Origin of the sequence: Vibrio sp. V31_P5A7T61, from assembly GCF_009904895.1 — a bacterium.
Lineage (GTDB): Bacteria > Pseudomonadota > Gammaproteobacteria > Enterobacterales > Vibrionaceae > Vibrio > Vibrio metschnikovii.
The window spans coordinates 21,988-38,094 of record NZ_WXWI01000066.1 but is presented as its reverse complement, the minus strand read 5'-3'; the positions used below and the strand labels follow the sequence as shown (position 1 = coordinate 38,094).

At 44.1% G+C, this 16,107-nt stretch carries 16 protein-coding genes; 14 read left to right on the top strand and 2 right to left on the bottom strand.

Features of this window, described 5'->3' with window-relative positions:
* A partial coding sequence (locus tag CAG58_RS15095) for a transposase domain-containing protein (protein ID WP_202598320.1) occupies window positions 1-195 on the bottom strand: 195 nt, incomplete at its 3' end.
* Window positions 196-307: 112 nt separating this feature from the next.
* Window positions 308-652 (bottom strand): DUF2956 domain-containing protein, encoded by a 345-nt coding sequence (locus CAG58_RS15090; protein WP_161426165.1) that lies wholly within the window; start codon window positions 650-652, stop codon window positions 308-310.
* A gap of 156 nt (window positions 653-808) precedes the next feature.
* On the opposite strand from CAG58_RS15090, the gene CAG58_RS15085 reads away from it, so the two are divergent.
* The 14 genes from CAG58_RS15085 to fliG all read left to right on the top strand — a co-directional run bounded on the left by CAG58_RS15085 (window position 809) and on the right by fliG (window position 16,075).
* The gene (locus CAG58_RS15085) at window positions 809-1,270 is read left to right on the top strand and encodes a DUF2919 domain-containing protein (protein ID WP_158138776.1); all 462 of its coding nucleotides are present in this window, start codon (window positions 809-811) and stop codon (window positions 1,268-1,270) included.
* Window positions 1,271-1,426: 156 nt separating this feature from the next.
* Window positions 1,427-2,569, top strand: coding sequence for a flagellin (locus tag CAG58_RS15080; protein WP_158138775.1), 1,143 nt, complete (start codon window positions 1,427-1,429; stop codon window positions 2,567-2,569).
* Between the two features lie 237 nt (window positions 2,570-2,806).
* Window positions 2,807-3,940 carry a flagellin gene (locus CAG58_RS15075; RefSeq protein ID WP_161426718.1) on the top strand — a complete coding sequence of 378 codons (1,134 nt, stop codon included), beginning with the start codon at window positions 2,807-2,809 and terminating at the stop codon, window positions 3,938-3,940.
* A 282-nt stretch (window positions 3,941-4,222) separates the two neighbouring features.
* Window positions 4,223-5,353, top strand: coding sequence for a flagellin (locus tag CAG58_RS15070; protein ID WP_161426719.1), 1,131 nt, complete (start codon window positions 4,223-4,225; stop codon window positions 5,351-5,353).
* Window positions 5,354-5,433: 80 nt separating this feature from the next.
* Entirely contained in the window at window positions 5,434-5,892 is a 459-nt protein-coding gene (gene flaG / locus CAG58_RS15065; RefSeq protein ID WP_040904131.1) for a flagellar protein FlaG, read from the top strand.
* Between the two features lie 21 nt (window positions 5,893-5,913).
* Window positions 5,914-7,878 carry a flagellar filament capping protein FliD gene (fliD, locus tag CAG58_RS15060; protein ID WP_040904134.1) on the top strand — a complete coding sequence of 655 codons (1,965 nt, stop codon included), beginning with the start codon at window positions 5,914-5,916 and terminating at the stop codon, window positions 7,876-7,878.
* A gap of 4 nt (window positions 7,879-7,882) precedes the next feature.
* Window positions 7,883-8,188, top strand: coding sequence for a flagellar protein FliT (locus CAG58_RS15055; protein WP_040904736.1), 306 nt, complete (start codon window positions 7,883-7,885; stop codon window positions 8,186-8,188).
* 11 nt (window positions 8,189-8,199) lie between these two features.
* Complete coding sequence (gene fliS / locus CAG58_RS15050; RefSeq protein WP_004394755.1) at window positions 8,200-8,610, top strand: flagellar export chaperone FliS; 411 nt, start codon at window positions 8,200-8,202, stop codon at window positions 8,608-8,610.
* Between the two features lie 230 nt (window positions 8,611-8,840).
* On the top strand, window positions 8,841-10,307 hold the full coding sequence (locus tag CAG58_RS15045; protein ID WP_004394756.1) for a sigma-54 dependent transcriptional regulator: 1,467 nt from the start codon (window positions 8,841-8,843) through the stop codon (window positions 10,305-10,307).
* 121 nt (window positions 10,308-10,428) lie between these two features.
* Window positions 10,429-11,481, top strand: coding sequence for a sensor histidine kinase (locus CAG58_RS15040; protein ID WP_154170431.1), 1,053 nt, complete (start codon window positions 10,429-10,431; stop codon window positions 11,479-11,481).
* A gap of 2 nt (window positions 11,482-11,483) precedes the next feature.
* Window positions 11,484-12,893: a sigma-54-dependent transcriptional regulator gene (locus tag CAG58_RS15035; protein ID WP_161426734.1), complete on the top strand. Its 1,410-nt coding sequence runs from the start codon at window positions 11,484-11,486 to the stop codon at window positions 12,891-12,893.
* 75 nt (window positions 12,894-12,968) lie between these two features.
* Window positions 12,969-13,280, top strand: a complete 312-nt coding sequence (gene fliE, locus CAG58_RS15030) for a flagellar hook-basal body complex protein FliE (RefSeq protein ID WP_040904136.1) — start codon at window positions 12,969-12,971, stop codon at window positions 13,278-13,280.
* Window positions 13,281-13,296: 16 nt separating this feature from the next.
* Entirely contained in the window at window positions 13,297-15,039 is a 1,743-nt protein-coding gene (gene fliF, locus CAG58_RS15025) for a flagellar basal-body MS-ring/collar protein FliF (RefSeq protein ID WP_158138771.1), read from the top strand.
* On the top strand, window positions 15,032-16,075 hold the full coding sequence (fliG, locus tag CAG58_RS15020) for a flagellar motor switch protein FliG (protein ID WP_115152658.1): 1,044 nt from the start codon (window positions 15,032-15,034) through the stop codon (window positions 16,073-16,075). The genes fliF and fliG overlap by 8 nt, the downstream gene beginning before the upstream one ends.
* Window positions 16,076-16,107: the final 32 nt, after the last annotated feature.

Sequence of the window (16,107 nt, the reverse complement as noted above, 5' to 3'; positions counted from 1 at the left end):
TCTGTCGCGATATAAGCCAATACCCACTAGCAGCCACACGACCAACTCAGCAGGTAGCTTTCGTCTTCTCATGCTGGCTTTATTCGTTTCATCAAGTGCTTGATTTATCCATTCCAATGGAAGCTCTTTTTGAAAAAGCGCAAGTGAATCAGGAGAAGCGAAGTCATCAACATCAATAAGCCAGTGAGCCAACATAAAAAATACCCTCAAACATGAAATGCTTGAGGGTATTTTCAACCAACCACAGGATCGTTCAACTGATCATTTGCTTAACTGATCGGTGTTAAGTCTATGCTGGCTTTTTTTATCAGCTGGCTTTTATTGAGAGATAAACAATAAACCCCATCCAACTGATGATTAACAGTCCCCATGGTAACCATGGCTTTGATTTTGCGCTGGGTTTGGCAGGGAGTGGCATGACTTCTTTCGTCGTATTCTCTGCCGTATGCCTTAATTGCTGAGACTTTTTTTTGGCTCTATCGGCCTGACGGCTTTTCTCTTTTTGTTGTTTCTTATAGAGTGCGATACCTTTTTCTATACCTTGCGCAATTAACTTGGTTTGTTCTTTCGTTTGGCCCGGTTTTTGTGAGGCTTTAGCAATGGCTTGTGCTTCTTGCTGAGTTTGTGGTGACGGAATAATGGTCTGTTTCATTAATAACCCCTTTTCAATATTGATCAGATTAACATGCCTTGATTCATTTCCTCAACTGAGGACGAGTAAGGTTAAAACTTGAGTTGTTAAGGCATAGGCGATGAGTCAGGATTACGTTAAAGTAGTAGGCATAATAGTATGAATTTATGATGTATTATGCGATATCCGATCGAACACTATGACCGTTATGGTTACCTTAATGCTTCGTTATGGCTCTGGTTGGGCTGGTTGTTTTTAGCTCGCGCTTGGGTCGTTTTTGTGGTGGCAGGAGTAAGCCGAGAACATGGTTCAACCATTCTGAGTTTTGTGTATCCCGATCACGATATGCTGTACTTAGGGTTAATGACTGGTTTACCTAGCTTACTATTGATGTGGCTTATTCACCTTAGACAAGAGCAGCGACGTTTACTTATCGCCGGTTTCCGTTTAGGACGCGCCATGACCCTTTGTGTACTCATTATCCAATTAGTACAAACGGTTTATCATGTTTATTTAGATCATGGCGCATTCCAGTGGGCTAATGCATTGACGCTGCTCATCTTACTGTGGTTTGGTTTTTACTTGATACGTAGTCGTCGAGTTAAAGCGTGCTTTGATTCTACTGGCCCGTTGAGTTAAACGGTTATTGATTACGTACCCAAATCTATCTTGTCGGGCGCTCTTCTTATTTCATTACCGATCATCAATGATGATCGGTATCATGACTCAAGATTCTGTTCATTTTGCCGATACGCTAGTTAAGTATTTGTTCACAGAGCAATTTGATAAAACAGCATGTCTCTTTCGGTCAACACCAATGTTTCGGCTTTAGTCGCTCAGCGCCATCTTAATCAAGCGTCAGTAGCCCTTCAGCAATCACTGGATCGATTATCTTCCGGTAAACGAATTAATCGAGCGAAAGATGATGTCGCTGGGTTGCAAATCTCCAATCGATTAGAAACACAGATGCGAGGTTTAGGCGTCGCAGCGCGTAATGCGAATGACGGTATTTCGATCATGCAAACCGCAGAAGGTGGGATGCAAGAGACCACAACCCTTTTGCAGCGAATGCGCGATCTCTCCTTACAGTCAGCGAATGGCTCGAATAGCCAAGCTGAGCGACAAGCACTACAAGAAGAAATGAGTGCTTTGAATGATGAAATAAACCGAATTGCAGAAACCACCTCTTTTGCTGGGCGAAAATTACTTAATGGACGTTTTGGTTCGGCTTCTTTTCAGATTGGTGCGGCCTCTGGAGAGGCGGTACAAGTCGGTTTGAAATCGATGCGGAGTGACCAGTTGCTAATGGGTGGCTTTAAATATGTTTCTCTTCCTAAAGATCCCGATTGGCAAGTTGAACAAGGTAATCATCAGCTTTCTATTTCGTTTATGAATCGCGCAGGCATAACAGAAACTGTCGATATTCAGGCTAAAGTCGGTGATAACATCGAGTCTTTAGCCACTTATATTAATGGTCAAACCGATAAACTGTCCGCCTCAGTTAACGAAAACGGACAATTACAGATTTATTTCGAAAATCAACATAGTCATTTTATTCATGGCCAGCCTTATTTTTCAGGTGGTTTGGCTGACCAGTTACAGCTTACCTTTGGAAAATATGAAACCGTTAATGATCTTGATATCACTTCTGTTGGTGGTGCGCAAAGTGCTGTCGCTGTGATTGATACCGCATTACAGTATGTCGATAGCCATCGGGCTGAATTAGGCGCTCTTCAAAATCGTTTTTATCATGCCATTAATAATCTTGATAATATGCATGAGCACTTGGCTGCTTCAAATAGTCGGATTAAAGATACTGATTTTGCTAAAGAAACTACTCAAATGGTTAAACAGCAAATACTGCAACAAGTCAGCACATCGATTCTTAGCCAAGCGAAAAAGCAGCCTCATCTTGCATTGTCTTTACTGAATAATTAAAAAAACGATCGTTATCGACAGGTCATTTGAAAGCTTGAGTAAAAAAAACGCTATTTTTGTTATTTTTCCTAGTTTGGTGCGTTTTTAACCACAAAGTGAGTTTTTTTAAAGAAAAGCAAAAAAAATTCTAAAGGTTTTTCAAAACACGCCGCTAAGAAAATAACTTTGAGAGAACTACCTTGGTTTTACGAGACGTCGAAAACCGGAAACATCGGAAAATCAATTGGAGAAATTACCATGGCAGTGAATGTAAATACCAACGTAGCCGCAATGACCGCACAACGTTACCTAAATAGCGCGACTAATGCGCAACAAACATCGATGGAGCGTCTATCTTCTGGTTTTAAGATCAACAGTGCTAAAGATGATGCTGCTGGTCTACAAATCTCTAACCGTTTAAATGTACAAAGTCGTGGTTTAGATGTCGCAGTGCGTAATGCCAATGATGGTATCTCAATGGCACAAACGGCTGAAGGTGCGATGGATGAATCCACCAACATTCTACAACGTATTCGTGATCTATCATTGCAATCGGCGAATGGTTCTAACTCAAAATCAGAGCGTGTCGCGATTCAAGAAGAAGTGACGGCGTTGAATGATGAGCTCAATCGTATCGCTGAAACCACGTCTTTCGGTGGTAACCGTTTACTTAACGGCACGTTCCAAACCAAAGCTTTCCAAATTGGTTCGAACAGTGGTGAAGCTGTTATGTTAACACTCAATAATATGCGTAGTGATAACGCTAAAATGGGGGGGAACAGTTATGTGGCGGCTACTGAAGCGGATAAAAACTGGACTGTTAGCGATGGCAATAATGAATTAACGATGACACTTAATGATGTGAACGGCGTAGAGCAAACCATTAATATCAGCGCCAAAGTTGGTGATGACATTGAAGAACTTGCCACTTACATCAATGGCCAAACCGACTTAGTTCAAGCTTCAGTCAATGAAAAGGGTCAACTGCAGGTCTTTACTGGCAACCATAAAGTCGACGGCGATGTGACCTTTGGTGGCACGTTAGCGACTGAGCTGGCGATGGGGGCGAGTCAAGCCGTTACTGTCAGTACAATTGATGTTACTAGTGTTGGTGGAGCCCAAGAGTCTGTTGCTATCGTGGATGCAGCGTTACAGTATGTAGATAGTCATCGAGCCGAGCTTGGTGCATTCCAAAACCGCTTTAACCATGCTATCAACAACTTGGATAACATTAACGAGAACGTTAACGCATCGAAGAGCCGTATTAAAGATACTGATTTTGCGAAGGAAACCACAGCGTTAACCAAAGCGCAAATCCTTGGTCAAGCTTCAAGTTCTATCTTAGCTCAAGCCAAACAGGCACCGAATGCCGCATTAAGTTTACTTGGCTAATTAATTTCTGCCTTTACAAAGAATCCAGCTTCGGCTGGATTTTTTTATGTTTGAAATTGAGTTAGGTGCGGCGGTTGCTTGTAATCTTTAGCCATAGACGAGCGTTATTTTTTGAGCTGGATCGCTTTTTAGCGATGAGAAGAAAAAAAATAGAAAAATGTCGACTATTTCCCTAAAGGATATTTAATTGAGGCCGTTAAAGGATACGAGAGAAATGAGGTATACCGACGAGAGGTGAGAGACTTGAAGGTATGCCAACTATCCGCCTAAGGAGATCAAACTATGGCAATTAACGTAAACACCAATGTGTCGGCGATGACCGCACAACGCCACCTAAACAGTGCGGCTGACGGTGTGCAAAAATCAATGGAACGCCTATCATCGGGGTATCGTATTAACAGTGCTCGTGATGATGCAGCAGGCTTACAAATCTCAAACCGATTGACTTCACAAAGCCGTGGGCTTGATGTCGCGGTACGCAATGCTAATGATGGGATCTCTATTGCTCAAACCGCAGAAGGTGCGATGGGCGAAAGTACCAATATTTTGCAGCGTATGCGAGATCTTGCTCTGCAATCTTCTAACGGTTCAAACTCACGCTCTGAGCGTGTCGCGATTCAAGAAGAAGTTACGGCCCTTAACCAAGAACTTAACCGGATTGCGGAAAGTACCTCCTTTGGTGGTAACCGGCTGCTGAACGGCACTTTTGGTAGCAAATCTTTCCAAATTGGTGCTGAGTCAGGCGAAGCGGTGCTGCTAACGATGGGAAGTTTGCGCTCTGATACGGCTGATATGGGCGGAAAAGCGTATCGAGCAGAAACAGGCCAAACGCCGGATTGGAGAGTCACCACTGCGACCGAGCTCACGCTTAACTATACTGATAAGCAGGGTGAAGCAAGAGAAATTACCATTAACGCGAAATCCGGTGATGATCTTGAAGAGGTTGCGACTTACATCAATGGTCAAAGTGAAGATATCAACGCGTCAGTCGGTGAAGATGGCAAGCTTCAACTGTATGCTTCTTCGCAAAAAGTAACCGGTGATGTGACGATAGGTGGCGATCTTGCTACCGAAATCGGTTTTGGTACAGGGCAAGATGTTAACGTGAAAAACATCGATGTGACTACCGTTGCCGGCTCACAAGAAGCGATTGCTGTCCTTGATGGCGCGTTAAAATCGGTGGATAGTCAGCGAGCTTCACTAGGTGCTTTTCAAAACCGATTCTCTCATGCGATTAATAACTTAGAGAATACTAATGAAAACGTCAATGCCTCGCGCAGTCGTATTCAAGATACAGATTACGCACGTGAAACAACGGCAATGACTAAAGCACAAATTTTGCAGCAAGCGAGTACCTCAGTATTAGCTCAAGCGAAGCAGTCACCATCTGCAGCTCTTAGCCTGTTAGGTTAACTGACGGTGCAATGGGCAGCATGGGTAGCTGAACGCGCAATTAGCGATTAAGCTACCTATAAGGTGGAAGGGAGATTGTTATGGAAGTACCATCCTACACATCGAACATCCAGCCTTACGGCTCGCAAAGTGGCACTAAACTTGCTTCAGGAAACGACAGCGTGGTAAGTGCTTCTTCGCAGGAGAGTCACCGTTCGGTGCGCAAGACAGAAAAAGTCAATGCGCAAGTGTCTGAACAACTAAAACGCAACCAAGAACAAGCGTTGCAAGCCGCGATTAAACAATCTCAACAAAGAGAGCGGATAAACGAGCAGCAACGCGCAGTGGTTATTGAGAAAATGGACGAGTTTGTTAATTCGATCAATAAAGGTTTGGCGTTTCGGGTTGATGAAGAATCCGGACGGGATGTTGTGACGATTTATGAAGCCTCTACGGGCGACATTATTCGGCAGATCCCTGAAGAAGAAATGCTTGAAGTATTACGACGTCTCTCTCGTGAGCAGAGTCCAAAGTCAGGCTTGCTGGTGATTAAGGCGTAATCGTATGATTGAGGTGATTGGATGAGTTTAGGCCCAATGGGGATGAACACTGGTTTTGATATCAATAGCGTCGTAAGGACGATTGTTGATGCTGAGCGTGTACCAAAACAGCAAAGCATTGATAATAAGCGCTATGATAATGAAGCCAGTATTAGTGCCTATGGCAGGCTCAGGGAATCACTGGATACCATGCGAAATCTCATGGCGAATTTTCGTCAAGAGAAAGCGTTTGCTGTGCGCAAAGTTGACACTTCTGATGACCAGATTGTTTCTGCAACCGCTTCAACCGATGCGATTGCTGGGAGATACTCAGTCGATGTGTTGCAGCTTGCTCAAAGCCATAAAATTGCGTCAGAGGTTATACCGAGTGACACAAGATTTGGTGAGGGTAAGCTGCAAATTTCTCTGGGTAAGAGACAATTCACGGTTGATGTCGCCAATAATTCTCGGCTGACAGATGTGATACGAGAGATTAATGGCCATAAAAATAATCCCGGTGTGCGAGCATCAATTATCAATGATGTCGAAGGACCTCGGCTGATCATTGCTTCTAATCTATCGGGTGAAAAACAGCAAATATCAATTCAAGCGCAAGCTGAGTCAGGTAACCCATTAAAACGCTTAGAGTATAAAACCTTAGAACAAAGGGTTAAAGATTTAGAGAAAGCACGAGCTGAAGCGCAACAAATCATTGCCCCTCTGACAGCGGAGCAACAAGAAGTCGCGGCCCAAGTCGCTGAAAAAATTGGTGCGGCTGCACGTGAAGTGGATAAAGAGCTCGCGGCCCAAGCTGAACAAGCGGTATCAACAACACAAGATCTTGATGATATCTCTGGCGAAGGGATCAAAGCTGCAGAAGAAGCCAATCGTTATTTAAGACCTGAAGAGCGCATTCCCGGTTGGACAGAAACTGCCTCAGGTACCTTGCTTGACTCTTACTCTGAACCTCAACCGGAACTCGATGAAAATGGCTTAGCAAAGGCCGCCGACATTCCTGGTTGGAGTAATACCGCGTCAGGCACGTTGCTTGATTCTTATGTGACCCCCAAAGAAGCCCAAGCCAAAATTGATGCCAAACTTGCCCAAGAGCAAGCTGCAATACAAGAAGCGATAAAAAGCGGCAATATGACTCCGGAGGAGGCAAAAGCCGCTGAAAGAGCAAAATTATCTCCTGAAGAGCTCGCGGTGCTTGAAAAAATGGAACAAGTTCAAGCTCAATTAAAAGCGGCGCAGCACTCTTTTGATGAATATCAAGGGATGATCCAAGTTCAAGCGGGGCAAGATTCGTTGGTCTTGCTGGATGGTATTGCGACATTATCCAGTGAAAATAACATCATTGAAAACGCTATCGATGGCGTTAATCTTACTCTTAAAGGTCGACATGACGCCAATCAACGGCCTGCAGAAATTGGCATTGAGTACGATAGAGATAGTGTTCGTCAAGATATTGAGCAGTTCGTTGCGGCTTACAATCAATTTTACCAAATTAGTAAAGAATTATCGGGTGTCGATCCAAGGACGGGCCGTGCTGGACCACTCGCTGGAGATAGTATTGTTCGTAGTGCCGATACGCGATTGAAATCAGTCTTTTCATCGCCGATTGAGCAAGGGCCTGAGCAGCTAAAAAGCCTGACGGAATTAGGTATTACTACCACTCGCCAAGGGAACTTAGAAATTAACTATGCTATGCTCAACCGTCAGCTAAATAATAATTTTAATCAACTGGGTGATTTTTTTGGTGGCAATCAAGGCTTTGCTCGACGAGTCGAAGAAGCCATTCAAGGATTGACTGGGGCAACGGGATCGATCCGCACTCGCGAGAACAGCATCACCGAACAAAATCGTCGCTTGGTCAATGATCAAGACGCCTTGGATCGTCGTATGGACGGTTTAGAGAAGCGAACTCACGCTAAATTTTCGGCTATGCAGGATGCAACGGGTAAGATGCAGTCTCAACTTGCTGGTATGATGAATGCTCTGGGTTAGTGATATGCAGACTGAGCTACAAGCGTTATTTGATATTAATCAACAAATAAAAGAAAAGTTAACTATTGACGACATTAACACTGAAGAAATTCATCGCTTGGTCGATAATAGGGAACAACGGTTAGCGGTATTGCTGAGTTATATCGTAGACAATCCGCAGTTTGCGCAATCACCAGAATGGCAGAGCGCGATCGAAGAGACACAACATCTTGTTGAACTGATGCAGTCTAAAACCCTGTCTATCGGTAAATCATTGCGACAATATCGATACGGTAATAAATCGCTTCAACAATACAAAAAGTTTTTATAAAGAGGAAGACTATGCGTGGTTCTTTACAAGCGTACAAAAAAGTATCAGTGGATAGCCAGCTCAGTGCGGCCTCACCGCATAAAATCGTCCAGATGCTGATGGCCGGTGCCATAGAACGTTTGATCCAAGGTAAAGCGGCAATGCAGCAAGGTAATATCCCTGTTAAAGGTGAGCGTTTAGGCAAAGCACTGGACATTATTATTAGTCTGCGTGGCTGCTTATCGATGGACGATGGCGGGGATATTGCAAAAAACCTTGATCAATTGTATGAATTTATGATCACGCAAATCACCACCGCTAACCATAAAAACGAGCCTCAACCATTAGACGATGTGATAGATATTCTGCGTGAAATCAAGTCTGCATGGGATCAAATCCCTACTGAATATCATAATTTGACCGCGACTGATGTAGGGATATAAGTTTTATCTTAAACTTTTAACCAATATCACATCAGCTAAATGCTTGGTTGCCTTATTTTTTTAATTAAATAGAATAGAAGCCACTAACTAGCCGAGTGGCTTTTTTGTTGCTGAATTTCACACGTTGTCTATTGTTTACTGAATTTGACGTACAATTTTAGTCAGAATGAGTAAATAATTGGTAATGGTGTAACCACAACGTCCCTAAATTAAGGCAAATATTCTCACCTATGCAAGGTTTAGCACAACTACTTGTCATTGAAGACGATCCTGCAATTCGTCAAAGTTTTCGTACTATATTGGAATTTGTCGGGGAGCAATGTGAGGTCATAGATTCTTCTCAAGCTGACCGTATCGATTGGTCTGCGCCTTGGTCTGGGTGTATTTTGGGCTCGATTACTACGCCTTTGCTATCTGATGAGCTTACGCAGGCGTTGAGTCAAGCTAACCATATACCGTTATTAGTGGCTAACCAACACCATTTTTCTGTTGAATATTTCCCTCAATTTGTTGGTGAATTGGAGTTTCCCCTTAACTATCCACAACTCAGTGATGCATTGCGTCATTGTAAAGAGTTTTTAGGGCGTAAAGGGATAGCGCTGTCAACGCCTTCGCGAAATAACGCTTTATTTCGTAGCTTAGTCGGACAGAGTCTTGGTATTCAAGATGTGCGTCATTTGATTGAGCAAGTGGCGAATACAGAAGCAAATGTATTGATTTTAGGTGAATCTGGTACCGGTAAAGAGGTGGTAGCGCGCAACATTCATTATCACTCTTCACGTCGTAAAGGCCCTTTTGTACCGATTAACTGCGGAGCGATCCCCGCTGAATTACTAGAGAGTGAACTGTTTGGTCATGAAAAGGGATCGTTTACTGGAGCGATCACCTCACGTAAAGGGCGCTTTGAACTCGCTGAAGGCGGAACCTTATTTCTCGATGAAATTGGTGATATGCCAACTAATATGCAGGTTAAGTTACTGCGAGTGTTACAGGAACGCTGTTTTGAGCGAGTCGGTGGAAATACAACCATCAAAGCGGATGTGAGGATTATTGCCGCCACTCATCGAGATTTAGATAGCATGATCACTGAGCAGCGATTTCGAGAAGATCTTTACTATCGTTTAAACGTTTTTCCTATTGAGATGCCAGCATTAAAGGATCGTAAAGAAGATATTCCTTTATTGCTGCAAGAGTTGATGACCCGTATGGAGGCAGAAGGCGGAGCGCCGATTTGCTTTACTCCTCGGGCGATCAATTCATTGATGGAGCATGATTGGCCGGGTAACGTTCGTGAATTAGCGAATTTAGTTGAACGTATGGTGATTCTGTACCCCAATAATTTGGTCGATGTGAATCATTTACCGACCAAATATCGTTATAGTGATATACCTGAGTTTCAGCCTGAACCATGTCGGTTTAGTTCCGTGGAAGAGCAAGAGCGTGATGTGTTAGAAGATATTTTTTCAGAAAACTTCACGTTCGAATCTCATGATGATCTTAATGGTCATTTTGATGCAGCAAAGTCATTACCGCCAGAAGGGGTGAATTTAAAAGAGCTGCTCGCCGATCTTGAAGTGAGTCTAATTAATCAAGCGCTTGATGCTCACAGTGGCATTGTTGCTCGTGCTGCGGACATGCTAGGTATGCGTCGTACGACATTGGTCGAGAAAATGCGTAAGTATAATATGCAACGCTAAAGCGACTTTCTGGCGTGGTCAATATATTGACTGTCGTTAACGCATTGAAATTATTGAATAATAGTCTGGCTTGCATTTTGCATTTCAGACTATTGCTGTATATTAAGGCAAATTTTCGACGATGAATGATCCCGTACACAAACAACAGTCGCACTTAGACTCATTGGAAGATCAAGTTGAGCGTTATAAACAAGTGCTCGATGTAATGCCTGCTGGCGTGATATTACTGGATACTCAAGGGATCGTTCGTGAAGCGAACCCTGAAGCGCAACGGCTATTGCAAGTTCCGTTAGTCGGTGAAAAATGGTACAGCGTGATTCAAGTCGCTTTCGCACCTCGTGAGGATGATGGACATGAAATCTCATTACGTAATGGCCGAAAAGTTCGCTTAGCCATTTCTGCTTCAACAACGGGCCAACTTATCCTAATAACCGATTTAACCGAAACTCGCCTCTTACAATCACGGATCGGTGATTTACAGCGCTTATCGTCTTTGGGGCGGATGGTGGCATCGTTAGCCCATCAAGTTCGAACGCCATTATCGAGCGCGATGCTCTATGCTTCTAACTTAGCCGCGGCGAATTTACCGACTGCAACCCGTGAACGATTTCAATCTAAATTGGTTGATCGATTACACGACCTAGAAAAGCAAGTGAACGATATGTTGCTGTTTGCTAAGGGCGGCGATAACCGAGTCATCCAGCCTTTTTCTGTGGCTGAATTGGTGGCAGAGTTCTCACCTATGATTGAAACGGCATTAAAAAACAATCAAATCGATTATGATTTACAGGTTGAGCAAGACGATACCGTATTATTAGGGAATGCTAACGCATTGGCTTCGGCGCTCAGTAATTTAGTCATGAATGCTATTCAGATCATTGGTAAAGGGGCGCAAATTGATGTTTTCTTTCGTGCCGTCAACGGTGAATTAAAAATATCCGTTCAAGACAACGGTCCCGGTATCGCACCAGAGCTGCATCATAAAATAATGGAGCCTTTTTTTACGACGCGTTCACAAGGAACAGGGCTTGGGCTGGCGGTAGTCCAAATGGTCTGTCGTGCCCATGATGGGCGATTAGAGTTATTGTCGCAGCCTGGTGAAGGAGCCTGTTTTACTCTGTGCCTTCCCATCGAACGTCAATCGCCCTCACCTCAATCAGATAACGGAGAATGATCATGGCGCAAAGTAAAGTCTTAATCGTTGAAGATGATGAAGGGCTCCGTGAAGCCTTAGTGGATACTCTGGCCTTAGCTGGATATGAGTGGTTAGAAGCTGACAGCGCTGAAGATGCACTTATTAAACTTAAAACGCATCCAGTCGATATCGTCGTCTCTGACGTACAGATGGCCGGAATGGGCGGGTTAGCGCTACTTCGCAATATTAAACAGCATTGGCCAAATGTTCCGGTGCTATTAATGACCGCTTATGCCAATATCGAAGATGCCGTGGCGGCGATGAAAGAGGGGGCCATCGACTATATGGCGAAGCCTTTTGCGCCCGAAGTACTGCTTAATATGATCAGCCGTTATGCACCAGTAAAATCCGATGATGACGGTGATGCGGTGGTGGCGGATGAGAAAAGCTTGAAGCTGTTAGCGCTAGCGGAAAAAGTGGCGAGAACCGATGCCAACGTGATGGTTCTTGGCCCAAGTGGTTCTGGTAAAGAGATTATGTCCCGTTATATTCATAACGCTTCACCACGTAAAGATGGACCATTTATTGCCATTAATTGTGCTGCTATCCCAGACAATATGTTAGAAGCGACACTCTTTGGTTATGAAAAGGGAGCTTTTACGGGGGCGGTGCAAGCCTGCCCAGGTAAATTCGAACAAGCTCAAGGTGGCACTATCTTATTGGATGAAATCAGTGAGATGGATTTGAATCTACAGGCTAAATTGCTTAGGGTCCTCCAAGAGCGAGAGGTTGAGCGGCTGGGCAGTCGGAAAAGTATTCAACTCGATGTACGAGTTCTTGCGACCAGCAACCGAGATTTAAAAGCTTACGTTAAAGAAAACAAATTTCGCGAAGATTTATACTATCGATTGAATGTGTTTCCGATCACATGGCCTGCATTGTGTGAGCGAAAAGGAGATATTGCGCCATTAGCGACACACCTCGTGGAGCGCCATTGCAAAAAACTCGGTTTACCGGTTCCCAGCATTTCTCCTGCAGCCATGGAAAAGCTTCATCAATACACATGGCCTGGTAATGTCCGTGAGCTTGATAATGTGATTCAGCGTGCGTTAATTTTAAGTGAACAGGCGGACATTACTCAGCAACATATACTACTTGAGGGACTTGATTGGCAAGATGCATCAGGTTTACAGCAGTTGGTTGAGCAAGAAGAAGTCTCGTGCCCCCAGATTAAGCCTGTTGCGCAAAGTTCGCCGACCAACCACACTCCAGCGAGTCCCGTCGGATTAGGCGATGAGCTACGTGATCAAGAGTTTACCATTATTATGGAGACGTTAGTTGAGTGTCACGGTCGACGTAAAGAGATGGCCGAAAAATTAGGCATTAGTCCGCGAACGTTACGTTATAAATTAGCGAAAATGCGTGATGCAGGGATCGATATTCCAGGTTGATTTGACGTGGCATATTAATTGCTCATTTACTCAATATGAATGAGAGAGTCAAAGAATTGGCATTTAGAGGTGGTTATGAGATTAGATGGCTTAAACAGTGAGATGCAAGCAATGATGGCGGAAGCAGCGAATGCTCGTCCGGCGGCAACTGGACAAAAAGTTGGCGCTGATTTTAGCCAAATGCTGACTCAAGCCATCAATACTGTTAATGGATTACAGCAGTCATCGAGTAACCTACAGACACGCTTTGATCGCGGAGATGAAGGTATCTCTTTGTCTGATGTGATGATTGCTCGTAATAAATCGAGTGTGGCGTTTGAAGCGACTATTCAGGTACGTAATAAGCTCGTTGATGCGTACAAAGAGCTGATGAACATGCCAGTATAACCATAGGATGTAAACTGTGGCCGAAGATAAACAAACAACCGATCTGGCAATATCTTCTGGTGGAGAGCAGGCGCTTTCTACCTCGATGAGCTTAGATGATGGCTTACAAAATCCCGATTTAGAAGAAAAAAGTACTTCTAAGCTTGATTTTGCCATGGGCGATTTAGATCTCTTGCGACAAATTGTACTTGTCCTATCTATCTCTATTTGCGTCTCATTAATCGTGATGTTGTTTTTCTGGGTCAAAGAGCCGGAAATGCGTCCGCTGGGTGCTTTTGAAACTGAAGAGTTGATCCCCGTTTTGGATTATCTCGATCAGCAAAAACAGAACTATCGATTAGACGGCAATACGATTTTAGTACCCAGCAAAGATTTCAATAGTATTCGACTCAATATGGTTCGTTCTGGGTTGCATCAAACTCGTCATGCTGGGGATGATATTTTATTACAAGATATGGGCTTTGGCGTATCTCAGCGTCTTGAACAAGAAAGACTAAAACTCAGTCGCGAGCGGCAATTAGCTAAAGCGATTGAAGAGATGCGTCAAGTCAACCGCGCTCGAGTCTTGCTTGCCTTACCACAACAAAGCGTCTTTGTACGCCATAACCAAGAAGCTTCTGCCTCGGTATCATTAACCTTACGTACAGGAATGAACTTGAAGCAAGAAGAGGTTGATTCTATCGTTGATATGGTTGCCAGTGCGGTACCCGGTATGCGTCCGACTCGAGTGACGGTCACTGACCAACACGGACGCTTACTCAGCTCAGGTTCACAAGATCCAATCGCCACGGCTCGTCGCAAAGAGCAAGAGCTTGAGCGCCGTCAAGAAGAAAATTTACGCAATAAAATTGATTCAGTCTTGATCCCAATTTTAGGCTTAGGCAATTACACGGCCCAAGTTGATATTGAATTGGATTTCAGTGCGATTGAGCAAACCCGTAAAGTTTTTGACCCAAATACTCCAGCTACGCGCAGCGAATATACCTTAGAAGACTATAATAACGGTAATGTTGTGGCCGGAATTCCTGGCGCATTGAGCAATCAACCCCCCGCCGATGCTTCTATCCCACAAGATATCGCCCAAATGAAAGATGGCTCTATTTTGGGGCGAGGCTCTGTTCATCGTGAAGCGACACGCAACTTTGAACTCGACACCACGATCAGCCATGAGCGGCGTCAAACAGGGGTGATTAATCGTCAGACGGTGGCGGTGGCAATTAAAAATCGCGCTGTAGTTAATCCTGAAACAGGACAGGTGACTTATCAAGCATTAAGCGAGAGTGAAATCAATGCAATTCGTACCTTATTGATAGGTACGGTTGGGTTTAATGAAAATCGTGGTGATTTACTTAAAGTACTCAGTATGCAGTTTGCTGAACCAGAAACTGATCCATTGATTGATATTCCTATTTGGGAAAACCCACACTTTAACGATTGGGTACGTTGGTTAGCCAGTGCGCTAGTGATCATTGTGATTGTTCTGGTCTTGGTGCGCCCCGCGATGAAGAAACTGCTTAATCCAGCGGTTGATGATGACGATCAATTATATGGACCTGATGGTTTACCGATAGGAGCTGATGGTGAAACCAGCTTAATTGGCAGCGATATTGAAGGGGGCGATCTCTTCGAGTTTGGCTCAGGAATAGATTTACCTAACCTACATAAGGATGAGGATGTGCTCAAAGCAGTACGTGCTCTCGTGGCTAACGAGCCTGAACTTGCGGCTCAAGTAGTGAAGAATTGGATGCAAAATGCCTAACGATATAGTCAAAAAAGACGGTGCTGAAGAAGGGATTGATATTTCAACGATTCCTGGTGAAGAGCGCGCGGCCATTTTATTACTGAGCCTCAATGAAGATGATGCGGCTGGGATTATTCGTCACTTAGAACCCAAGCAAGTGCAGCGAGTGGGCAGTGCGATGGCAAAAGCAAAAGATCTCAGTCAAGATAAAGTCAGTGCCGTCCATCGTGCATTTTTGGAAGATATTCAAAAATATACCAACATTGGTATGGGCAGTGAAGACTTTATGCGTAATGCACTTATTGCCGCATTAGGTGAGGATAAAGCGAATAACTTGGTCGACCAAATTCTCCTAGGGACCGGTTCGAAAGGGTTAGACTCGCTGAAATGGATGGATCCTAGACAAGTGGCGACGATCATTGTTAATGAGCACCCACAAATTCAAACCATTGTTCTCTCCTACCTTGAGCCGGACCAATCAGCAGAAATTCTCGCGCAATTTTCTGAGCGAGATAGGCTTCAATTATTAATGCGTATCGCTAATCTTGAGGAAGTTCAACCATCAGCACTGGCTGAGTTGAACGAGATCATGGAGAAACAGTTTGCGGGTCAAGCAGGTGCGCAAGCGGCGAAAATTGGTGGCTTGAAAGCGGCTGCTGATATTATGAACTATCTAGATAATAGCATTGAAAGCATCGCTATGGAGCAGATGCGTGAGCAAGATGAAGATCTCGCTACCCAGATTGAAGACCTGATGTTCGTGTTTGAAAACTTGGTCGAAGTGGATGACCAAGGTATCCAAAAACTACTTCGAGATGTACCACAGGATGTGTTGTTGAAAGCGCTCAAAGGTGCCGATGAAGCGCTACGAGATAAAATCTTTAAGAACATGTCTAAGCGTGCCGCTGAACTGATGAAAGATGATTTGGAAGCGATGGCACCGATTAAAGTGTCGGATGTTGAATCGGCTCAAAAAGAAATCTTGGCGATTGCTCGTAAGATGGCTGACAGTGGCGAGTTGATGTTGTCTGGTGGTGCAGACGAATTCTTGTAATCGAGGTACGGTGGTTTGCTACCTTGTGCCCT